18 protein-coding genes are annotated in these 21311 nt (G+C 58.2%); 3 read left to right on the top strand and 15 right to left on the bottom strand.

The annotated features are described in order from the left end of the window. Window positions 1–3: 3 nt before the first annotated feature. From Q0V31_RS12175 to lapD, 3 genes are all read left to right on the top strand, one after another. Complete coding sequence (locus Q0V31_RS12175; RefSeq protein WP_298188041.1) at window positions 4–402, top strand: YbaN family protein; 399 nt, start codon at window positions 4–6, stop codon at window positions 400–402. 95 nt (window positions 403–497) lie between these two features. After that, window positions 498–1190 carry a cysteine protease LapG gene (gene lapG / locus Q0V31_RS12170; RefSeq protein WP_298188040.1) on the top strand — a complete coding sequence of 231 codons (693 nt, stop codon included), beginning with the start codon at window positions 498–500 and terminating at the stop codon, window positions 1188–1190. A gap of 9 nt (window positions 1191–1199) precedes the next feature. Next, on the top strand, window positions 1200–3149 hold the full coding sequence (gene lapD / locus Q0V31_RS12165; protein ID WP_298188039.1) for a cyclic di-GMP receptor LapD: 1950 nt from the start codon (window positions 1200–1202) through the stop codon (window positions 3147–3149). 175 nt (window positions 3150–3324) lie between these two features. Here the strand turns inward: lapD and Q0V31_RS12160 are convergent, their stop codons facing one another. The 15 genes from Q0V31_RS12160 to Q0V31_RS12090 form a co-directional block, all read right to left on the bottom strand. Further along, window positions 3325–4731 (bottom strand): sigma-54 dependent transcriptional regulator, encoded by a 1407-nt coding sequence (locus Q0V31_RS12160; RefSeq protein WP_298188038.1) that lies wholly within the window; start codon window positions 4729–4731, stop codon window positions 3325–3327. 6 nt (window positions 4732–4737) lie between these two features. Next, window positions 4738–5949 carry an ATP-binding protein gene (locus Q0V31_RS12155; RefSeq protein ID WP_298188037.1) on the bottom strand — a complete coding sequence of 404 codons (1212 nt, stop codon included), beginning with the start codon at window positions 5947–5949 and terminating at the stop codon, window positions 4738–4740. A gap of 183 nt (window positions 5950–6132) precedes the next feature. After that, entirely contained in the window at window positions 6133–7605 is a 1473-nt protein-coding gene (locus Q0V31_RS12150) for a sigma-54 dependent transcriptional regulator (RefSeq protein WP_298188036.1), read from the bottom strand. Window positions 7606–7838: 233 nt separating this feature from the next. Next, entirely contained in the window at window positions 7839–8135 is a 297-nt protein-coding gene (locus tag Q0V31_RS12145) for a flagellar protein FliT (RefSeq protein ID WP_298188035.1), read from the bottom strand. A gap of 32 nt (window positions 8136–8167) precedes the next feature. Then, window positions 8168–8545, bottom strand: coding sequence for a flagellar export chaperone FliS (gene fliS / locus Q0V31_RS12140; RefSeq protein ID WP_298188034.1), 378 nt, complete (start codon window positions 8543–8545; stop codon window positions 8168–8170). A 90-nt stretch (window positions 8546–8635) separates the two neighbouring features. Next, window positions 8636–10108, bottom strand: a complete 1473-nt coding sequence (fliD, locus tag Q0V31_RS12135; protein ID WP_298188033.1) for a flagellar filament capping protein FliD — start codon at window positions 10106–10108, stop codon at window positions 8636–8638. Window positions 10109–10184: 76 nt separating this feature from the next. Beyond that, window positions 10185–10550: a flagellar protein FlaG gene (locus Q0V31_RS12130; protein ID WP_298188032.1), complete on the bottom strand. Its 366-nt coding sequence runs from the start codon at window positions 10548–10550 to the stop codon at window positions 10185–10187. A 69-nt stretch (window positions 10551–10619) separates the two neighbouring features. Beyond that, window positions 10620–12494: a flagellin gene (locus tag Q0V31_RS12125; protein WP_298188031.1), complete on the bottom strand. Its 1875-nt coding sequence runs from the start codon at window positions 12492–12494 to the stop codon at window positions 10620–10622. Between the two features lie 357 nt (window positions 12495–12851). Then, window positions 12852–14384, bottom strand: a complete 1533-nt coding sequence (locus Q0V31_RS12120) for a flagellar hook-associated protein 3 (RefSeq protein ID WP_298188028.1) — start codon at window positions 14382–14384, stop codon at window positions 12852–12854. 106 nt (window positions 14385–14490) lie between these two features. After that, the gene (gene flgK / locus Q0V31_RS12115; RefSeq protein ID WP_298188026.1) at window positions 14491–16587 is read right to left on the bottom strand and encodes a flagellar hook-associated protein FlgK; all 2097 of its coding nucleotides are present in this window, start codon (window positions 16585–16587) and stop codon (window positions 14491–14493) included. Window positions 16588–16593: 6 nt separating this feature from the next. Further along, window positions 16594–17766, bottom strand: a complete 1173-nt coding sequence (flgJ, locus tag Q0V31_RS12110; protein ID WP_298188024.1) for a flagellar assembly peptidoglycan hydrolase FlgJ — start codon at window positions 17764–17766, stop codon at window positions 16594–16596. An 11-nt stretch (window positions 17767–17777) separates the two neighbouring features. Further along, window positions 17778–18881 (bottom strand): flagellar basal body P-ring protein FlgI, encoded by a 1104-nt coding sequence (locus tag Q0V31_RS12105; RefSeq protein WP_298188022.1) that lies wholly within the window; start codon window positions 18879–18881, stop codon window positions 17778–17780. A gap of 11 nt (window positions 18882–18892) precedes the next feature. Next, window positions 18893–19612 (bottom strand): flagellar basal body L-ring protein FlgH, encoded by a 720-nt coding sequence (gene flgH / locus Q0V31_RS12100; RefSeq protein WP_298188020.1) that lies wholly within the window; start codon window positions 19610–19612, stop codon window positions 18893–18895. Window positions 19613–19694: 82 nt separating this feature from the next. Continuing rightward, on the bottom strand, window positions 19695–20480 hold the full coding sequence (gene flgG / locus Q0V31_RS12095) for a flagellar basal-body rod protein FlgG (protein WP_298188018.1): 786 nt from the start codon (window positions 20478–20480) through the stop codon (window positions 19695–19697). 46 nt (window positions 20481–20526) lie between these two features. Continuing rightward, window positions 20527–21267, bottom strand: a complete 741-nt coding sequence (locus Q0V31_RS12090; RefSeq protein WP_298188017.1) for a flagellar basal body rod protein FlgF — start codon at window positions 21265–21267, stop codon at window positions 20527–20529. Window positions 21268–21311 lie beyond the last annotated feature (44 nt).

The following is a 21311-nucleotide window of genomic DNA, read 5'->3' as shown; positions in this document are numbered from 1 at the left end:
GCCATGGCGCGTGAGATTCAGCTGCAGCGTAATCCCGCCATCCGCTACGTTCTGCTGGCCATCGGCTGGCTGAGCGTGGTGCTCGGGGTGATCGGGATCTTTCTCCCGGTTCTGCCCACCACGCCGTTTCTGCTGCTGGCGGCCGCCTGTTTTATGCGCAGCTCCAAGCGCTTCTACCTGTGGCTGGTCAACCACCGTCAACTCGGCCCGTGGATTGTCGACTACCTCGAAGGTCAGGGTATTCCGCTTAAAGGCAAGGTTTACGCCATCAGCCTGATGTGGCTGAGCATCGTCCTGTCGTGCTACCTGGTGCCGCTGCTCTGGGCCAGGGCCTTTATGCTGACCAGTGCAGTGCTGGTCAGCCTGTATATCCTCAGGCAGAAAACCCTGATCAAGCGCTAGCAAGAAGCGTCCAAACCAGGCGAGATTGGGTATATTCAGGGCGGCAGGCATCAGCAGCACCTAGACTCCCCCAATCCCCGGCCAAGGCGCGGTACATGCCCCACCGTCAGCTTACTTATGGATGGTTCAAGCGCCTCAACCGAGCGTTGCTGGGCGCCTGCATCCTACTGATCGGTCTGACCAGCGCCTTGGCCAACTGGGACTTCGGCGTGATCCTGGAAAAAGCCGAAAGCCGCTACGGCAGTCTCGGTCCGGCCAAGCAGCGCATTCTGGCCTGGGAAGCGCAAATCCAAGCCAGCAGCGCCAGTAGCGAAATAGACAAGCTCACCGAGGTCAATCGCTTCTTCAATCGGCAGATCCGCTTTTCCGATGACATCAATATCTGGAGACAAAACGACTACTGGGCCACCCCCGTCGAGATGCTGGTCAAGGGCGCTGGCGACTGCGAAGACTATTCCCTCGCCAAGTACTTCACCCTGCGCCGCCTCGGCATCCCCAGCGAAAAACTGCGCATCACCTACGTTAAGGCACTCAATTACAACCAGGCGCACATGGTGCTGACGTACTACGCCAGCCCCGGCGCCGAGCCACTGGTACTGGACAATCTGATCAACGTGATCAAGCCGGCGTCGCAGCGCCGCGACCTGTTGCCAGTCTATGCATTCAACGCCGAAGGGCTCTATCTCCCCGGTTCCAACAGCAAGAAGGGTGATTCAAAAAAGCTCTCGCGCTGGCAGGACCTGTTGAACAAAATGCGCACGGAGGGCTTCGCCATCGGCGAAGGCTAGGAGGAACCTATGTCTTTACTCAAACAGCTGTTTTTGGCCATCTGCCTGTTTCTGGTCGTGGCCTTTACTGGCAGTTTTATCGTCGGGGTGGAAAGCTCGCGTGAGCAACAGCTCAGCCAGCTGCGCTCACATGCCCAAGACGCCGCGACCGCGCTGGGCCTGTCGATGACGCCGCATGCGGACGACCCAGCGATGATCGAGCTGATGGTCAGCTCAATCTTCGACAGCGGCTATTTCAACAGCATTCGCGTGGTGCGCATCCCTGGTGATGAGGTGATTGTCGAGCGCCGCAGTGGCGACGCCAGCGCTGACAGCGTGCCTGCCTGGTTCAGCGAGCTGGTGGACCTGCAACCACAAAGCGGCGATGCCCTGATCATGCGTGGCTGGGAGCAGGCCGCACGGGTCGAAGTACTCAGCAACCCGCAATTTGCCCTAGCCAAGCTCTGGGACAGCGCCATCGGCAGCCTGGTTTGGCTGCTGCTCTGCGGCCTGGTCAGCGCCGTGCTCGGCGGCTGGCTGCTGCGCACTCAACTGCGCCCACTGGACAACATGGTGCAGCAAGCCCAAGCCATCACGCGTCGGGAATTTCTCACTTCGCCCACAGTGCCGCGCACGCCAGAACTCAAGCGCGTAGTCACCGCCATGAACCAGATGGTGGAAAAGCTAAAAACCCTGTTCACCGAAGAAGCCGCACGCAGCGAAAAACTGCGTGAACATGCCTACCAAGACAGCATCACCGGCCTGGCCAACCGCCGCCTGTTCGACATCCAACTGAGCCAGCAATTGGCAATTCATGAACAAAATGCCGAAGGCTATCTGTTCCTGTTGCGAGTCAACGACCTGGCAGGGCTAAACCAGCGCTTAGGCGGCCAAAAGACCGATGCGCTGATTACCGCCATCGGCGAGCTGCTCAAGCGCCTGCTTAACCAGAACACTCGTACCGAGTGGCTGGCTTCACGTAGCCGAGGTGGCGAATTCAGCCTGCTGGTCCCAGGGATTGGCAGTGAGGACGCCGAGCTACTGGCCGGCGAACTGCACAGCAACCTGGAAAGCCTGCGCCAGACTGGCGCCAGTGACTGCACACCAGTAGCCCATATAGGCATTGGCGCATTTCGCCCTGGCGAAGAACCCAGCCAAGTCATCAGCCGGGCCGACCAGGCCCTGGCGCAAACGCAAAATGACCCAAGCCGCCACTGGGTGCGCCTGGATGATTACCAAGCGCAAGCGACCCAGGGTCTGCACGACTGGCGCACCTGGATCGACGATGCGCTGAACCAGCGCAAGCTGCAGCTGTATTTTCAACCGGTCATGCAGTGCACTGACCGCAACCAACTGCTGCATCACAAGGTGCTGGCGCGCCTGCTTGACCCACAGGGTGAAGCCATTGCTGCCGGACGTTTTCTGCCGTGGATTGAGCGCCTCGGCTGGACCGCCCGCTTTGACCTGGCCATGCTCGAACACAGCCTGGCGCACCTCAGTCAGCATGCCGCGCCACTGGCGCTGAGCCTGTCAGCAGCCACCCTGCACGACAGCGCAACACTCAAGCGCATCGTTGAAATTCTCAAACAGCATCCGCAGCAGGCCAGCCTGCTGACCTTTGAAGTGGACGAACGCCACCTACCGCCGGCCGCCGAGCTGGAAGCTCTTAGCCAGGCTATCCGCGACAGTGGGTTCAGCTTGGGTCTGCAGCACTTCGGTGGACGCTTCAGCCTGATCGGCAACCTCACCCACCTCGGCCTGGCCTACCTGAAACTCGATGGCACCTACATCCGCGCCATCGATCAGGAAAGCGACAAACGCATGTTTATCGAGGCGGTATTCCGCGCCACCAACAGCATCGATCTGCCGCTGATTGCAGAAATGGTGGAGAGCGAAGGCGAACTTGCGGTACTCAAGGAGTTGGGGCTTTACGGTGCGATGGGCCGCCTGCTGGGTGCGCCAGAGCCGTGGAAGGAATAAAAGAGCGATCAGGGCCTAGGGTGGATGACGCTTTACCCAGCCACCAACAGCGACTTCATGGTGGATGACAAGAGCGTCATCCACCCGACGGTTCCGGCATTTCAGCCTATGGCCGAATGCAATCCTGGCTACAGGTTGTCGCCGGGCTACTCATCCAGATAAGGTTTCAGCTGCATCAGCTGGCAAACAAATAGCCTTCCACATCCATACCCGCGTCACGCATCTGCGCCAGCTTGTAGCGCAACGTACGCGGGCTGATGCCCAGACGCTCGGCCGCTTCCTTACGCCGACCGCGCTCGGCACGCAGGGTATCGATGATCATCTGAAACTCATGACGGCGCAGGTCATCGCCTAACGCACCGGCTTCTGCGGTTGCGCTGCCTGGCGCTGTCGGCATGCTATTGGCCACCACCGGCTGTTGCGCGGGCACGGGCGATACAGGCTCGGAACCGATGGGCGCTACCAGGCAGAGGTCTTGCGGCTGAATCAAACCGCCCTGCTGCAGAATCAAAGCGCGCTGAATGGCGTTATCCAACTCACGCACATTACCCGGCCAGCTGTGGCTGACCAGGCTCATCTGCGCCTGAGAGGAAAGACGAATCGGCGCGTGGTTCATCTTCTTCACGTACTTGGCCAGCAATCGTTCGGCCAGCGGCACGATGTCTGCCGGGCGCTCACGCAACGGTTGCCAGGCCAGCGGGAACACCGACAAACGATAGTAGAGGTCTTCACGGAAGCGCCCCGCCGCCACTTCGGCGGCCAGATCACGGTTACTGGTGGCTAGCACACGGATATCCAGGGTAATCGGCTTACGCGCGCCCACCCGCTCGACCTCGCGCTCCTGCAGCACCCGCAGCAGCTTGGCCTGCAAGCCCATTGGCATTTCCGAGATTTCGTCGAGCAAAATGCTGCCGCCCTCGGCCAACTCGAACTTACCCGGCGCACTGGCAATCGCCCCGGTAAACGCGCCCTTTTCATGGCCGAACAGCGTGGCTTCGAGCATGTTGTCCGGGATCGCCGCACAGTTGATGGCAATAAAGGGTTTGCTGGCGCGGGGTGACTGCTGGTGAATAAAGCGCGCCAACACCTCTTTACCGGTACCCGACTCACCGGTGATCAATACCGTGGAATCGCTCTGCGCCACGCGCGTGGCCAGGGCCAGCAGTTGCACGCTGGCCGGCTCTTCCGCAACCGGGCCATCCTGCTCGCTGGCCGCGACACGGCCCAAGGCATGTCGATCGACCAGGCTCAGCAAGGCCTTGGGTTCAAAGGGTTTCACCAAGTAATCCACCGCGCCCTGGCGCATGGCATCCACCGCGCGCTCGACCGCACCAAACGCGGTCATCAACAGCACCGGCAATTGCGGTTGTTGCTGTCGAATCTGCGCCAGCAACTGGTGGCCATCCATTCCCGGCATGTTCACGTCACTGACCACCAAGCCAAATGACTCTTCGGCAATCGCCAGCAGCGCTGCTTCGGCACAATCCACCGCACGGTAATCATGCCCACCCAACACCAGGGTGTCGGCCAATGCCTCACGCAATGCGCGGTCATCTTCGACCAACAGAATTTTGCTCGCCATGGCGGGTTACTCCTGAATCAACGGGTGCACGGCACCGAGTAGCGGCAAGGTAATAATGGCGCAGGTGCCACGTCCCAGCCGCGAACGCAGTTGCACATCGCCCTGATGGGCGCGCGCCACTGCCTTGACCACGGCCAGGCCAAGCCCGGTGCCGGTGGTTTTAGTGGTGAAGAAGGGTTCGCCCAGCCGAGCCAACGTGACGCTGTCGATGCCGGGACCGTTGTCACTTACGCACAGGCGCAGGTTATCGCCGCGCTGATACAGATGAATTTTCAATTGCGCTTCACGGCCGCCCGCCTGAATCGCGTTCTCGATAAGGTTGAGTACCGTGCCAACTAAGGTGTCGCGGTTGCACAGCAGCTCACCGACACGGCTGTCGCACTGCCAGCGCACCTGCATGCCCAGCACGTGCGGTTCCGCGGCACTGCGCAGCGCCGCGAACAGCGCGTTGGGGGCCAGGCGATCCGGTAACGGCAAATCGCCACGGGCGAAGATCAGCATGTCACGCACCTGATGCTCCAGCTCGTGCAGGCGCTCTTTCAGGCGACCGGCAAAGCGTTGCTGTTGTTCAGCCGGCAGCACTTGCTCGGTCAGGTGGCTGGCGTATAGCAGCGCAGCGGACAGCGGCGTACGAATCTGATGCGCCAGCGACGCGACCATGCGCCCCAAAGCCGACAAGCGCTCGTGGCGCGACAGTTGATCCTGCAAGCGCCGGGTTTCTGTCAGGTCGGTGAGCAATACCAGCTGGCCCGGCTCGGCATGCAGTGAGCGGGTAGCAATTGACAGGCGCCGGCCATCTTTCAGGGAAATTTCATGGCCATCGTCTTCACGCGGGGCAAAGTTGCGGGCGATGACTTCGCGCCACAACATACCGACCAAAGGCCGACCCAACAGACTGCGCGCCACCGGGTTGGCTTCACGCACCACGCCCTGGCCGTCGATAACGATCACGCCGCCGGGCAACAGATCCAACAGGCTTTGCAAGCGGTTAGCCAGACGCTCTTTCTCTGCCAACTCCTGCATACGCTGAGCGCTGACCAACGCCAGCTGGCCTTTAAGCTCGGTTACCCGCGCCTCCAACATGCTGTAGGAGGCGTTGAGCTGGGTCGACATCTGGTTGAATAAGGCAAACGTCTGTTCAAGCCCTGCACGGCTGGCCTGCTCTGCAGGGATTGCTGGCACGTCGGAATCATTGGGGCGTTGCAGGTTGGCGTTCATGCTTCTCTCTCGCGCGGCGAGCCGTCATAAGACAGTCAGTTGCAAGAGAGATAGCAATACCCGTGCCGGAAAAAATATCCTTTAGAATCAACACCCTAAAAAACAAAGCCGAAGGCGGCGTCAAACCTTCGGCTTTATTAGTTGGGCAAACGCCAAGTCGCTGACGAGTGCAGACAGACGACCTCAGTCGTCCTGTCCCTCGTCATCACGCCGGCTCATGCCGTATTTGCGCATTTTCTCCACCAGCGTGGTGCGACGAATACGCAAACGCTCGGCAGCACGCGCCACCACGCCATTGGCGTCATCCAAGGCTTGCTGGATCAGGCCTTGCTCAAGGTTGCCCAAGTAGTCCTTCAGGTCCAACCCTTCTGGCGGCAACATGGCTGTTGCGCCAATAACCGGCAAACCCGCAACGAGGGTGGCGCGCTCATCGATGTCATCACGCAGGCTGGCGACCATGTGTTCATCTTCATCATCTACATGGCGAAATTTCTTCGGCAACTCGCCGACACCAATCACGCCATAGGGATGCATGATCGCCATACGCTCGACCAGGTTGGCCAGCTCGCGCACGTTACCCGCCCAGTCATGCTGACACAGCGACATGATGGCCGCCGAGTTGAAGCGAATGGAGCCGCGTTTCTCGAACTCCATGCGTGAAATCAGTTCATTCATCAGCAGCGGAATGTCCTCGATGCGCTCACGCAACGGGGCCATCTCGATCGGGAATACATTCAGGCGGTAATACAGGTCTTCACGGAAGCTACCCTCCTCGATCATCTGCTCAAGGTTCTTGTGCGTGGCGGCAATAATCCGCACATCGGCATGCTGGGTTTTGTTGCTGCCCACTCGCTCAAAAGTGCGCTCCTGCAATACCCGCAGCAGCTTTACCTGCATGGGCAGCGGCATGTCGCCGATTTCGTCGAGAAACAGCGTACCGCCGCTGGCCAACTCGAAACGCCCGGCACGGCTGGTGATAGCCCCGGTAAACGCGCCCTTCTCGTGACCGAACAACTCGCTCTCCAGCAACTCAGCAGGAATCGCCCCGCAGTTGACTGGCACAAAGGGCCCTTCACGGCGCTTGGAGTGGTAATGCAGGTTGCGCGCGACCACTTCCTTACCGGTGCCCGACTCACCAAGGATCAGCACGCTGGCCTCGGTATCGGCGACCTGCTGCATCATCTTTCGCACATGCTGAATGGCCCGACTGGTGCCAACCAGACTGCGGAACAAATTGGTCTCGCGCTGACGGCCGCGCTCGCGGGCCTGGTCATACATTTCGCGGTACACCTGGGCACGGTGCAGCGAGTCGAGCAGCTTGTTGTAACTCAGCGGCATTTCCAGGCTGGCCAACACACTGCGGCGCTTATCTTCCGGCCACTCGGCAGCCACCTGCTCGTCAAGCAAGAGCGCCGGCAGGAACTCATCCCACTCGGCCAACTGCTTGAGCATGCCCAGCACACCGCCCTTGGCAGAGACGTCCCCCAGCAACACGCTGAGCACCTCACGGCTCGACTCTAGGCCTGCCACGGCCTGCTGCCAGCCCTGGCTGTCACTGGCCAGATGGTCTTCACCCAGAAAATTCAGAATGACCGCCAAATCACGACGGCGCTCGCTGTTATCGTCAATCAGGAGAATTTTGGTTTCACGCCACATAATTTATTTTCTGATCCTGGAGTGAATAACGCACCCGCCGCCCAATACAACGCAACCCTGCGACGGCAATTGGTCGGTAGTAAAGTCAATTTTTTGTTCTATGTCAATTTTATGGCGTGGCTAGCCCAACTTCTGAACGATTCGCCTTGAACCGCTCAAAAAGCATACAAATATATGGGGAAGATTTGTGGAGGGTCATGCGAACGCGCGCATCAGCGCGCTCGGGGGAAGGGTCAACCAAACAGCTGATACACCTTGGCGCCTTGTTGCGACTGGTTCAGCTGAACCAACTCTTGAGCCAAACGCTGCTGCTCGGCCTGGCAGACGCTGACCAGCTCACGATACAGGTCGAGCAGCTCCTGCATCCGCGCACGCAGGGCGTCTTCGTCACTGGCAGACTCAAGCATGGCCTCGTCCACCGCCTGGCGGCACTGCAAATCCAGCTCGCCAATAGCCGCCCAGTCATGATTCGCCAAGGCGCTACGCAGCGCACTGCCGGTTGTTTCGAGACGCTGGACTGTCGAAGTCATGGGTACGTTCCTTTAAGCATCAAACTGGATGACTAACCAATTGCGTCCCAACCGGATTTAACTTCACGCAGCAGGCCAGAAACCTCATCCAGAATCGCCATGTCATTACCACGGTTGGCTTCCAGCAAACGGCTGATCATGTACTCGTAGAGGCTGTCGAGGTTTTTCGAAAGCTCACCACCAACCTCATGGTCTAGTGGCTCGCGCAGGCCGCCAATAATCGAAATAGACTTGCCGATTAGCTCACCTTTCTCAGCCAATTTCTCGCGCTGAATAGCAACACGGGCCTGGGCGATACGCTGAAGAGCACCGTCCATCAACATCTGGATCAAACGATGTGGGCTGGCCTCGAACACTTCACTGTGCACGCTTACACGCTGGTACTGCTTCATGGCGGTCATGGCATTCATGGGGAGCTCTCCTCGTTAATCGCTACTGATCTATGTATCGGCAACGAAGGGCTGAGCTTTACAGGTAGATTTAAGTTTTAGTGAAAAACGTTATTTATTATTGCTAACAACACCGGGCATGTTTTCAAACAACGACGTCAGGCTATCGCTGGTGGTCTTTAACTGACCGACCAGAGCATCCATGGCGTTGTATTGCGAATACAGACGCTCAGTAAGGGCGGTCATTCGCGTTGCCAAATCAGTTTTCTGTTTGTCGACCTTGTTCAAGGTGGCCTGCAACGAATCTGTGCGCTGCTCAAGGATACCGCCGCCTTCGGTGTAGCCCGCCAGCTTGCTCGATAGCCGCGCAGCCAAACCGGTGTCACCGGTGAAATACCCAGCGATACCGTCAAAGTCAGCGCTAACGGCCTTACCCAAAATAGTCGAATCGACCTTCAAGGTACCGTCTTTCTGCGTGGTCACGCCAAGATCAGCTAGCACCCGAAAAGCGCCATCGCCCTGCACTGCGGTGAGCTCACCGCGCACCATATTGACCAATGAGCGCACCGAGCTATCGCCCAGCAATGCACCGGTCACGGGGGCTGAGGTGTCATTAACCACGGTCACCTTAGTGGCCGAGTTAATAAAGCCAATCATGGTGTTGTAAGCATCGGCAAATTTTTGCACGTTGGCCTTAACGCCAGCCTGATCCTGGGCAACCGTCAGCGTGCTGGTGCCTAGGGTTTTTAGGTTCAAGCTCACGCCATCAATCACTTTGTCGATGGTGTTGGAATCACGGGTAATGCTCAGGCCATCGACCGTCATCTTCGAGCTTTGCGCCGCCGTAATGACCTTGCCAGACGCATTAAAGGTCTGCATGTCAGCGATATAGTTAGCGTCGCTGGTACCGTCCGGGTAGGCCGTAGAATCTGTCGCATCCGGGGCGACAGCATTACCAGAAAAAGCCAGTTTACTCAGCGCAGTTTGACCCGCTTCGGCGGCGCCACCGACAACGCTGACAGTGATGTCATTACCGTCGCCCGATTTGCTGCCACTGAGCACCAACCGTGAACCTTGATCATCGGTAACAATACTGGCGCTCACGCCGCTGCCCGCCTTGTTGATCGCATCACGCACCCCGGCCAGGGTGTTGTTGCTCGAGTCCACCACCACATCCAGCACATCGCCAGCACCGACCTTGATGGTCAAGGTGCCGCTAGACAGCTTCGTACCCTCAACACTTGGCACGGCGGCCAACGCCACCTTGCTGCTGTTGGCGAGCTGGGTCACTTCTAGCTTATAGCTGCCGGCGGGTGCGCTTTGGCTCGCTGTAGCGGCCAGCACTTTACTGTCGCTGGAGGACGCCGTGCGGGCCATAAACTGCGATGGGCTGTTGAGCGCAGCCAGGGCAGTTTGAAAGCTGCTGATGGCCCCCTTGAGCTGACCCAAGTTGGTCAGCTGTGTGGTGGTCTTGCTTTCCAATTTGGCCAACTGGCCTTGTTTGGGGGCTTGCTCGGCGTTGACCATGGCCTTGACGATACTGTCGATATCAATACCCGAACCGATACCTGTAATGCCTGCCATGTCAAACCTCCGTCAAAAAAGTGTCTGCAGTGGGTGATTTACCCGCCTACAGACGAAACAACCAAGAAGCATGCCATCAGGCACGTGCTTCAAACATCAAGCTGCGCAGCGATTCAAGCTGTTCCGATAGGCGCAGGGCCTCTTCGGATGGCAGCTGACGAATTACCTCACCGGAGTCGCGGTCCGTCACTTTGACGACCACCTCACCGCTGCTGTCATCCACACTGAAATCCAGGCTGCGTTGTACGCTTTGCACAAACGAAGAAATGCTTGCCACGGCAGAGTCTAGGCTCTGCCGCGCAAGCGTTGGGTCTTCTGGCTGGTTCGCCGCTAGGGCTGCAACCGCTTCAAGTGCAGAGGCTTCGATACTTTTGCTGCTACCTAGCGGCTCACGCGCACTGGTGGCTGGCTGCGGCATCGTTGCAAGTTTGGCAATATCCATACACTAACCTCCCATGGAGGAAAGGGAGGACGGGTCACCCCGCCCTCCCTGCGTTATTGCAACCCCAGCTTACTGCAGCAGGGAAAGGACAGCCTGCGGCAACTGCTTGGCCTGGGCCAGAATCGCCGTACCGGCCTGTTGCAGCACCTGGTTTTTCGACAGGTTAGCGGTTTCTGCGGCGTAGTCGGTGTCTTTGATCCGGCTGCGGGCGGCCGAGGCATTCTCCGAAATATTCTGCAAGTTGTTGATGGTATTGTCGAAACGGTTCTGTACCGCACCGAGATCAGCACGCTGAGAATCGATAGAAGCCAAAGCGTTATCAATCACAGCCAAAGCACGTTGAGCACCGTCTGCCGAAGAGATGTCTACCTTGTCAACAGCCGCCAGTGTAGCTTTGGCGCTGCCGAAAAGCTGATTCGCGTTAGCTGTAGTGGCTGTACTAGCTGTTACGACTCCGTCAGCAATGTTGGCCTCAGTGCCATATGCTGTTTGGCCAGCGTTCAATACAGACTGCTGAGGGGCACCACCAGCAACACCACTAAAAGTTAACCCGCTCGTTGAGTCAATTCTGACGCTGTCACCGGCAGGGTCTTTAATTAGTGAGACGTTTTTAAACCCAGCGCTTACAAGACCATCAAAGACAGTTTTAGCGTTGGCAGTTTCATTCGCGGCAGTGTTTCCATCAACAAAATCTCCTACGTTAAATGTAGCAGTGCTCGTACCATCAGTTATGGAAAAGGTTGTGTCAGTTGCCAGTGCGCTTGCAAAGTTCAAGATTGTACTGGTTGTCGCTACGGTATCGGCTTTATTGGCGACGGCAAAAGCAGTCGGCGAGTTAAGCTGCAGCGCACCTACGACAGTGCCACCGCCAGAGGACAGGTTAGAGGCACTAGTAGCAAATGCACCTGTAGAGTCTTGAACATTTACCTTGATACTGCCCGTCGCAGCAGCTGCACCAGCCTGATTAGTAATAGCGCCAAAGGTAACGTTTTCACCCGAACCAGACTCGATCGTAAGCGCGCCTTTGTCGTCGACATTGGCCTTGATACCCAGTTTTGCGGCATTGGAATTGAGCTGATCGGCCAAATCTTGGGTAGATGTGACGCCGATCAGCTGTACATTTTGCGAGCCTACAGTCACAGTGAAATTTAAGTTTTGATCAGCAGAACTTACAGCCACATCCGCAGTGAATACTGTTCTTGCCGTAGCACTAAGCCCAGGGATCGCGCCATCAAACTTAGCGGCCAACGACTTGGCACTCTCGGTGCTACCAACCGAAATGTCTGCAGTTTGACCACCACCAACCACAGAAAGCGTACCTGCGGCAAACAAGCTTGCAGGTGTTGTAGCAGTACCAAAGGCACCGGGTATACCTAAGTTATCAACAACTTTAGCAGTATTAGTTGTGCCTGTTGCACTATTGGTCTGGAACGAGCCAACTGCGCTGGCCGAGCCATTTTTCAAGGTTACGTCGATAGTTTCAAACGCGTTTGAGCCTACTTGAAAACTTGAGGTACCGAACGAACCATCAAGCAACTTACGACCACCAAACGTGGTGGTATCGGCGATTCGGGTCAATTCACTCTGCAGCGCAGACACTTCTTTCTGCAGCGAGGCGCGATCTGAGTCGCTGTTAGAGCCGTTGGCGGACTGAATGGACAGGTCACGCATGCGCTGCAGCAGGTTAGTGGACTGCTGCAGGGCACCTTCAGCAGTTTGCGACAGAGAGATACCGTCGTTGGCGTTACGCACCGCCACGTTAAGGCCGCTGATCTGGCTGGTCAGACGATTGGAGATTTGCAGGCCGGCGGCGTCGTCTTTGGCGCTGTTGATGCGCGAACCGGTGGACAGGCGCTCCAGCGAGGTGTTCAGGGCATTCGACGAGCTGGTCAGGTTGCGCTGAGTATTGAGCGACGCAATGTTGGTGTTAACTGTTAAGGCCATGATGGTGTCCTCCAAGGACTAACGTGTTTGCCTGAGCGTGCGAGCTTGGGCGGGCTTTGCCCAGGCACCCATAAAGTTCGCATTCGTACTTTGTATCGGCGCTTGCTGCGGGAGCTTTAGGAGTTTTTTAAAAAACTCTTGCAGTTTTTTTGGTGTTTAAAAACAGCTTGTTGCCGCGCTTGATCACCGTAAACCCAAGGGCTGCCAAGGAGCCGTCGCACGTCTTGACCTTATGTAGGGTGGGTTAGCGGCGCTGGGCCGCGTATTTACAGACACCGATGAGCCTGTGCACCGCGTAACCCACCAACAATGGCTAACGCCAAAAACGCGGTGGGTTACGCCGCTGCGCGGCCCACCCTACAGCTTGTTAAACAAGTTGAGGCTGCTGATCTTGACGTAGCTCTGCTGGGCCGCCTCAAGAATGATGGTCTGGAATGACAGCCGCGACAGCGCCTCGGCGTAATCCAGCTCACGCAGGTTGGCCTGCACACCTTTGTTGACCAAGGTGACATCGTCATTGTCGACTTGGGTGGTGTCGATAATGTTCATGCGCGCGCCGATTTCACCGCGCACGCTGTCCACGGTGCTCATGCCCAAGTCGATATTGCTCAATGCCGCCGCTACCGCATCACGGGTCGCGCGATTGCCGGCCGGGCTATCGATAGAGCTCTCTAAGGCCATGCGTAAATTGGCGATGGTGTCGAGAATGCCCTGCTTTTCTTCTGCCTGGCGGCCAAGGGTGAAGGTGTCTCCGGCCACTGGGGGAGTGGCCAGGGTGATCGACAAACCATTGCTTTGCAGGGTCAGCGGATAAGCCGTAGCCACACTGGAAAACCCAGGGGTCAAGGCGTAGGGCGCAGCAAAGTTGAAGTCAGTCGAGGGTAAGGGTTCAGCCTCAATTGTAAAGCTCAGCTGGCTGGCAGGAGTAAACGCGGCATAAGTCGCGGCGGGGTCTGTAACGGCTACGCTCAGACTCTGCGCCGGATTGCTCGAAGCCGCGACACTGATAGCCGACTTGGCACCGACCACGACAGTTTCACCGCCAACGGGCACGCCATCAAATTGCAGGGTCACGCCACGGAAAACCAGTTTATCGCTCTGATCTGGGTTGCTATCCAGCTTGCCGGTGGCCAAGGCTGGGGTAGCAGTACCGTACTTGAACACTTCATAACTGGCCGCGTCGGGATTACCGAACACCACGCTGATACCCGCCTCGGGAAATGCCGGGGTGGCGGCAAATGCGACTTCATCCTGCACCAAGGCATTGGAGACGCTAAGGGTCGAGCCGGCAGGGCTGACGGTCAGGCTGCTGGATACCCGCTCAGCATTGGTGATGTTCTGGAAGATCTTCTTGCCGTTATCGCTGATGGCTAAGTTCAGTGAGCTGGCAATCTGCAATTTGCGCTGGCCTTCGTCACCCTGGTAGCTATAGCTGCCGTCACTTTCGCGGACGAAGGGCTGGCTTTTACCTTGAAAGCCGGAGAACAGGTATTCGCCCCGCGCATTGCGGGTGTTCATCAGGCCCAACAACTCGTCTTCACGCTGGCCTAACTCAGCAGCGATGGATTTGCGGTCGGCGGCGCTGATGGCACCGTTACCGGCCTGACCGGCAAGCTCGCGCACACGCTGAAGGATGGTGTTTACCGAGTTGAGGGTGGTTTCCTCCTGGCTCAGGCTGTTGCCAGCTGCGGTGAGGTTTTCCTTGTACTGGGCCAGCACGTTTTGTTGTTGCTCCAACTGCAGCAGGCGCACCGAGGCGACCGGGTCATCCGCTGGGGTAAGGATGCGGTTGCCGGTGCTGATTTGCTCTTGGGTGCGGGTGGCATTGGCATAATTGCGCTGGATGCCGGCAACTCCGTTGTTGAACGCCTGAATAGTGGAGATGCGCATGAAAACTTACCTCTTGGGTAGCCTGGCAATTACCTGGCTGCCGAATCTGGATCACCAGCACGCTGGCGCCTAGTTGCTGTGAGGTGCGCCCGGCGCACCCGAAGATTTAGCGGAACGTATTAATCAGGGTATCGAACAAAGAGCGGGCAACTTGAATGACCTGCGCTGATGCATTGTAGTACTGCTCGAATTTGATCAGGTTGGCGGCCTCTTCGTCGAGGTTGACCGCCGACAGTGAGTCGCGGTTGTTAGTTGCCTGCTTAAGGATGGCACCAGTGGCTTCGCTGTCCTGTCGGGACTGGGCGGTTAGGGTGCCGACGCGCTCGACCAAATCACCGTAACCATCGGTGAAACTGACGCCGGTGCCGATGCTGGTGATAGTCGGGTCTACGCCCACGGTCTGTTTGTTCTGCAGATCAACCAACTTCAGGGCATTGCGGTTATCGGAAACGCCGCTGCTGTTGAAGCCAAGGGTGAACTTATCACCGTTCTCTGGGCGGCCACTGAAGCTCTGACTAATCGTATAGGACTGCACCATTACGCCGTCATCGACTTCGACGACATAACTGAGCTGATTATTTTGCCCGGACGTGACGCCGATAGTCTGCACTTGAGGCGCTGGGGGAGCTGGCATGGCCGGTGAGGTGATGGTCACACCGGCCGGCAATGGGCTAGTGAATTGCAAGCGGCCATTAACTGAGTCAAACGTCAGCCCAATCGAATCAATGGCCTTGAGGTTACTCAACCTCATGGGCTCAAGGGTATTGGTTATTTGCGGCTGGCCTATCACCGCATTTCCGCGGTTTTGTAAATCAGCCGCGGAGCGCAATGGTGCGGCAAAAGCCAGCTGATCAGGCTGATCCAACTGAGCATTAATAGTCGTGGCGCCGCGCCGGGTTGGTTGCAGCAGGAATTTGTCACCCACACCCGGCTCAGAGTCTAACGCTAGCTCGAAGCCTTGATCCCTGCCTGCCTTATCCGTGAACGTCAGTGTGGCCGGGTAAGAGTCCGGTACGCTTGAGGGAGGCGTCGTTGGGCTTGCGATTACTGTCATCGCCTCGCCATCGCTCAGGCGCCTGGCCGTGTAGGTGGTGCCGTCGTATTCAAGGCGATAATCACTGGTGGTAAGCACGCTGGTATCGGTGATGTTCAACGCCGGCTGAACGCTGCCGGTATTCGTCGAAAAAGCGCGCGCGCGCAAGCTGGCCAAGGCTGGGTCATTAAAATCACCGAACAGCGCCGAACCCACTTGCCCCTTCAAGTCCAAGCCCTGACCAAGCTGGGTGTTGACTTGATCACTGACCGCCAGCGCCAGACGACCCAGCGAGTTGAGGGTCGGGTCGAGTGTCTCGGCACGGTAGCGAATCAACCCGCCCAATTCCCCCCCGGTGATTAGCGACGTAATCCCCTGACTTGAACCGCCGTTGACCAGATTGACTTCGAAACGCAACGGATCGCCCTGCCCCGGAACGACTTCCAGGCGACTGGTGCTGTTACCCACCACCAACGGCTGGCCAGTACCGACGAATAAATTCAGTGAGTTGTCATCTTGCGCCACCACTGTCACACCCACGAAGGTGGACAGCTGACGAACGGCCTCCTCTCGGGCATCGAGCAGGTCATTGGGCTGCTGACCATTTGCGGCGGCTTTGGCGATTGCATCGTTGTAGCTGGCAATTGAGGTGGCCAGGCGATTGACCTGATCACTGACGGCTGACATTTGTTTGTTGATGAAGCTGTTCTGCTCGGTGATCCGATCGGCAACCGTATTGAAACGGCGCGCTAAACCTTGAGCCTCAGACAACACCAACTGCCGCGCGGGAATATTGGCCGGGTCTTCGGCGGCCGTCTGCAAAGAAGAAAACAGTTTCTGCAACGAGGGCGTGATACCGGTAGTAGTGCCGGCCAACAGCGAGTCGAGCTGCTCGATTTGGCCTCTATAGGCCTCAACATCGGAACTAAGGGCGGTACTGCTGCGCACCTGGGCACTCAAAAACTCACTGTAACTACGACGCACATCGGTCAGCGTGGTGCCTGAGCCGATATAGCCAGCACCACTAAACTGAGGGTTACGCGTGGCCTGCACGGCATCTTGCCGCGAGAAGCCGGGGGTGTTGACGTTGGTGATGTTATGGCCGGTGACCGACAGCGCCGTTTTGTTCGCCGTGAGCCCGGACAGGCCAATACTGAGGAGGTCAGCCATGCTTCATCACCCGCTGGTGGACGGCGAATTAACGGCCGCGACTGTTTGATAGGTCTGCATCTGGCGGGCGATCTGGGCGATTTTGCGCGCGTACTGCGGGTCTGTGGCGTAGCCGGCTTTCTGCAATTCGCGGGCGAACTGCTCGGGCTTGTCGGTGGTCGCCAGGGCTTTTTCGTAACGCCCGTTGCCCTGCAGGAAGCTCACGTAATCGTCAAAGCTATGGGCGTAGGAGTCATAGCTGCGAAACGATGCCGCCTCCTTGACGGCCTTACCGCCCTTGAACTCGGTGGTCAGCACGCGCGCCGAGTCACCTTCCCAGGTGTTGTGGGTTTTGATGCCAAACAGGTTGTGGCTGCTGCTGCCGTCTTGCTGACGAATAATCGACTTGCCCCAACCGGTTTCCAGCGCGGCCTGAGCCACTAAGTAACGTGGGTCGACGCCGATCTTGTCGGCGGCTTTTTCAGCCATTGGCAACATGGCGGCAATAAATTCATCCTTCGAGCCGAACGCGGCTTTGCCCGGTGCCAGCGGCGGCTGGGCAATGCGCCGCCCGGTGATGGCGTCCGTACCGCTCAAGCCCAGCGCAGTATCAGCGGGCGCGGCGAAGGCCTTGGCGGGAATCCAGTTGTTCTGCGCCAACGGCTGGCTATCGGCCGCCGCTGACGGCACGATGCCCGCGAGCAAACGGTCGGTGAGTTTGCCCGGCAGGGACAAGCGCCGCTGGTTGAGCAACGAGCTGTCATCACGGCTGCTCTCGACATTAGCCAATGGCTTGCTTGGCGCGCTTGGCACCGGATCATTGACCGGAGCAAACGGATTGGGCCGAGTATCGGCTGCCTTGATTTTCGACATCTGCCGTACCAGTACGTCAGCCAGGCCAATACCGTTCTGGTGATTGGACAGGGTCACCGACAGCTGCTGGTCGTGCATGTCCTGGTAGGTTTTGCTCTCGTTGCTGTTCATGAAGTTGCCTTCACCGAACGCTTCGTTGGCCGAACGCATGGCTTTGAGCATTTCATTGAGAAACAGCGATTCAAATTCTTGCGCGACTTTCTTGATGTTCTTTTCGCTGTCGCCGCCGACCTTGATCTGCTGCAAGCGGCCGAGGTCGCTGTAGGCACCGCTGTCTATGGTGCTGGGGGCGCCGCCGAGCAAACCGGCTGAGAGTTTAGAGTCCATCGTCTACCCCCTTAAATAACAATCAGGTCGGCCTGCAGCGCGCCGGCTTGCTTGAGCGCCTCCAGGATGGCCATAAGGTCGGAAGGTGAAGCGCCCACCTGATTCACTGCGCGGACGATTTCATCCAGCGTGGTGCCCGGACCGAACTTGAACATGGGCTTGGCTTCTTGGTCGGCATTCACTCGCGAACGCGGCACCACAGCAGTCTGGCCGCCGGACAAGGCTTCCGGCTGGCTGACAATCGGGTCTTCGGTAATGGTCACGGTGAGGCTGCCGTGGGTCACGGCAGCTGGCTGTACGCGGACGTTCTGGCCAATCACGATGGTGCCGGTGCGCGAGTTGATGATGACCTTGGCCACCGCCTGGCCGATCTCGACTTCGAGGTTTTCCAGAATCGACAGGTAGTCGACGCGCTGACCTGGATCGAGCGGCGCACTGACACGAATCGAGCCGCCATCCACAGCCTGGGCGACACCTGGGCCGAGCAGCTCGTTGATGTGATCGACGATATTTTTCGCGGTGGTGAAGTCCGGACGATTGAGGTTAAGAGTCAGGGTATTGCCCTGATCAAAACCACTCGGCACCGGCCGCTCGACCATTGCACCGCCGGGAATACGGCCGGCCGACGGCACGTTGACAGTAATGCGCGAGCCGTCGCCACCTTCGGCGTCAAAACCACCAACCACCAAGTTGCCCTGGGCGATGGCGTAGACGTTACCGTCGATACCTTTAAGCGGGGTCATCAGCAGGCTGCCACCGCGCAGGCTCTTGGCGTTACCGATGGAGGACACGGTGATATCGATGGTCTGTCCGGGCTTGGCGAACGCCGGCAGGTCGGCATGAATCGACACCGCCGCGACGTTCTTCAGCTGCACGTTGCCACCGGCCGGCACCTTGATGCCGAACTGCGCCATCATGTTGTTAAAGGTCTGCACGGTGAAAGGCGTCTGCGTGGTTTGGTCACCACTGCCATTCAGCCCGACAACCAGGCCATAGCCGATCAACTGGTTACTGCGCACACCTTGAATGCTGGCCAGGTCTTTAAGCCGTTCGGCCTGAGCCAGTGAGGCCAGCAACAGTGCGGCGGCAGCGATGAGGTATTTGCTAAGCGTCATGTTGACCATCCTTAGAACGGCCACATAGGGCTAAGAAAGAAACGGCTCATCCAACCCGGCTGCGAGGCATCAGCAAAGGCACCCGTACCCGAGTAGGTGATGCGAGCGTCAGCGATGCGGGTCGAAGACACGGTGTTGTCGGTGGCAATGTCATCGGCGCGCACCAGACCGGCAATGCGCACCAGCTCGTCGCCGGTATTGAGGGTCATCCACTTCTCGCCGCGCACCAGCAAAATACCGTTGGGCATCACTTCGGCCACCGAGACGGTAATCGAACCGGTGAGGCTGTTGCTCTGCCCAGCGGCTCCCGAACCGTCAGCCGAACGCGAGGCATCGAAGCTGGCATCCAGGCCCAGGGTGTCATTGGTCATGCCCAGCGCACCGATGGAAGCCAGCGGGTTTTTCGGCGACACGGCCATGCCAAATAGATTCGGCACGCCGAGGTTGGCCGAGCTGTCTTTGCTGACTTTACTGGTGCTGTTCTTGCTGGCCTGGGTGCGCTCATTCAGGGTGATGGTGATGATGTCGCCCACCCGATAAGCCTTGCGATCACTGAACAGGCCATTCTCAAAACCGGCCTGGTAAATCGAGCCATTATTTTGCGCGGCTGGCAAAGGCGTGCGCGGCATGACCGGGGCGTAATAGGGATCGTCCGGCTTAGGCGCGGGCGCCATGCAGCCGCTCAAAGCCAGGGGGCCAAGCAGTGCACTTAGGATGATCAGCCGGTTCATATCGATTACCTCAGATGTTGCATTCTGCGGGGTGAATACCTTGGTGGGTTACGCCGCTTCGCGTCTAACCCACCCTACGCCATTAAAGATTCTGCGAAATAAAGCCGAGCATCTGGTCCGCGGTGGAAATGACCTTGGAGTTCATTTCGTAGGCGCGCTGGGTGGTGATCATGTTCACCAATTCCTCGACCACGCTGACGTTGGAGTTTTCCAGGGTGTTTTGCAGGGTGGTGCCCAGGCCGTTCAAACCGGGCGTGCCGACTTGCGGCGCGCCACTGGAAGCGGTCTCCAGGAACAGGTTATTGCCGATGGCTTCCAGCCCCGCCGGATTAATGAAGTCAGCGGTTTGCAGGTTGCCGACGATCTGCGGCTGCGGGCTGCCGGCCGTGGTCACCGACACCGTGCCGTCTTCACCCACGGTAAAGGTGCGCACTTCATTGGGCAGGACAATGGCTGGCTCCAAGGCATAACCGTTAGAGGTCACCACCTGGCCATCGGAGTTCAGATGAAAGCTACCGTCGCGGCTGTATGACACCGTGCCGTCCGGCAGCAACACCTGGAAGAAGCCGCGGCCGTTAATCGCCATATCCAGCGGCTGCTCGGTGGTTTGCAGGCTGCCGGCGGTGAAGATTTTCTGCGTGCCGACCACGCGCACACCGGTACCCAATTGCAGGCCGGTTGGCAGTTGGCTGTCCTGGCTGGTTTGACCGCCGGGTTGACGGCGGATCTGGTACAGCAGGTCTTCAAACTCGGCGCGATCACGCTTAAAGCCGGTGGTCGAGACGTTGGCCAGGTTGTTGGAAATGGTGGTCAGGTTCATGTCCTGAGCGGACAAACCCGTCTTGCTGACCCACAGTGCCGGAAGCATATCGATTCTCCTCGGGCGTCGCGTTACCGACGCCGCGTGCTGGTAATTAGGTCATCTGCAAGACGCGCGCCATGGCCGCCGAATTGTCTTCGGCGGTGCGCATCATCTTCACTTGTAATTCGAACTGGCGGGACAGCGAGAGGATCGCGGTCATCTCTTCCACGGCGTTGACGTTGCTGGACTCAAGAAAGCCCGAGGTAATTTCCGTCGTGGCATCCGCCAGTACCGGGCCCTGGCCCTTGAAGCGAACCAAGCCGTCTTCACCCTTCTCCATCTGCTTGAGATCGGGATTGACCAGCTTCAAGCGGTCAACCTCAGCCAATACGTTTGGCGCCTCACCGAGGGCACGAATGCTGATGGTGCCGTCTTTGCCGATTTCGATTTTCTGCTCGGGCGGCACTGCAATCGGCCCGGCGTTGCCCATCACCGGCAAGCCGTTGCCGGTGCGCAGCACACCGAGGGAATCGACGTTCAAGCTGGCGGTGCGCACGTAGGCTTCAGTGCCGTCGGGAGCCTGCACGGCCAACCAGCCTTTGCCACCCACCGCCACATCCAGATCGCGGCCGGTTTCCTGTAGCGAGCCAGGGGTGAAATCCGTACCGGGGCGCTCACTCATGGCAAAAACCCGCGACGGTAAACCGTCACCAAAAACCGGCATCGAGCGCGCCTGTTCAAAATCCCGGCGAAAGCCATTGGTGCTGATGTTGGCCAGGTTGTTGGCGTGTGCACGCTGGGCCAGGGTGGTGTTGTGGGCCCCAGTCATCGAAACGTACAGCATCTTATCCATGGTTATTCTCCGAGATGGGCGTGTCGCCGTTGCTCTATGCAAGC

The organism is uncultured Pseudomonas sp., from assembly GCF_943846705.1.
GTDB lineage: Bacteria > Pseudomonadota > Gammaproteobacteria > Pseudomonadales > Pseudomonadaceae > Aquipseudomonas.
The sequence above is the reverse complement of the archived record's forward strand: the minus strand, read 5'-3'. Positions and strand labels throughout refer to the sequence as shown.

Bases quoted from the DNA above. Each gene is read 5' to 3' on its own strand.
- Q0V31_RS12150 (WP_298188036.1), bottom strand. From the start codon at position 7,605: ATGTGGCGTGAAACCAAAATTCTCCTGATTGACGATAACAGCGAGCGC.
- Q0V31_RS12155 (WP_298188037.1), bottom strand. From the start codon at position 5,949: ATGAACGCCAACCTGCAACGCCCCAATGATTCCGACGTGCCAGCAATC.
- Q0V31_RS12130 (WP_298188032.1), bottom strand. From the start codon at position 10,550: ATGGATATTGCCAAACTTGCAACGATGCCGCAGCCAGCCACCAGTGCG.
- Q0V31_RS12175 (WP_298188041.1), top strand. From the start codon at position 4: ATGGCGCGTGAGATTCAGCTGCAGCGTAATCCCGCCATCCGCTACGTT.
- lapG (WP_298188040.1), top strand. From the start codon at position 498: ATGCCCCACCGTCAGCTTACTTATGGATGGTTCAAGCGCCTCAACCGA.
- Q0V31_RS12120 (WP_298188028.1), bottom strand. From the start codon at position 14,384: ATGCGCATCTCCACTATTCAGGCGTTCAACAACGGAGTTGCCGGCATC.
- Q0V31_RS12125 (WP_298188031.1), bottom strand. From the start codon at position 12,494: ATGGCCTTAACAGTTAACACCAACATTGCGTCGCTCAATACTCAGCGC.
- lapD (WP_298188039.1), top strand. From the start codon at position 1,200: ATGTCTTTACTCAAACAGCTGTTTTTGGCCATCTGCCTGTTTCTGGTC.
- Q0V31_RS12145 (WP_298188035.1), bottom strand. From the start codon at position 8,135: ATGACTTCGACAGTCCAGCGTCTCGAAACAACCGGCAGTGCGCTGCGT.
- fliD (WP_298188033.1), bottom strand. From the start codon at position 10,108: ATGGCAGGCATTACAGGTATCGGTTCGGGTATTGATATCGACAGTATC.
- flgJ (WP_298188024.1), bottom strand. From the start codon at position 17,766: ATGGACTCTAAACTCTCAGCCGGTTTGCTCGGCGGCGCCCCCAGCACC.
- flgK (WP_298188026.1), bottom strand. From the start codon at position 16,587: ATGGCTGACCTCCTCAGTATTGGCCTGTCCGGGCTCACGGCGAACAAA.
- Q0V31_RS12090 (WP_298188017.1), bottom strand. From the start codon at position 21,267: ATGGATAAGATGCTGTACGTTTCGATGACTGGGGCCCACAACACCACC.
- flgG (WP_298188018.1), bottom strand. From the start codon at position 20,480: ATGCTTCCGGCACTGTGGGTCAGCAAGACGGGTTTGTCCGCTCAGGAC.
- Q0V31_RS12160 (WP_298188038.1), bottom strand. From the start codon at position 4,731: ATGGCGAGCAAAATTCTGTTGGTCGAAGATGACCGCGCATTGCGTGAG.
- Q0V31_RS12105 (WP_298188022.1), bottom strand. From the start codon at position 18,881: ATGACGCTTAGCAAATACCTCATCGCTGCCGCCGCACTGTTGCTGGCC.
- flgH (WP_298188020.1), bottom strand. From the start codon at position 19,612: ATGAACCGGCTGATCATCCTAAGTGCACTGCTTGGCCCCCTGGCTTTG.
- fliS (WP_298188034.1), bottom strand. From the start codon at position 8,545: ATGAATGCCATGACCGCCATGAAGCAGTACCAGCGTGTAAGCGTGCAC.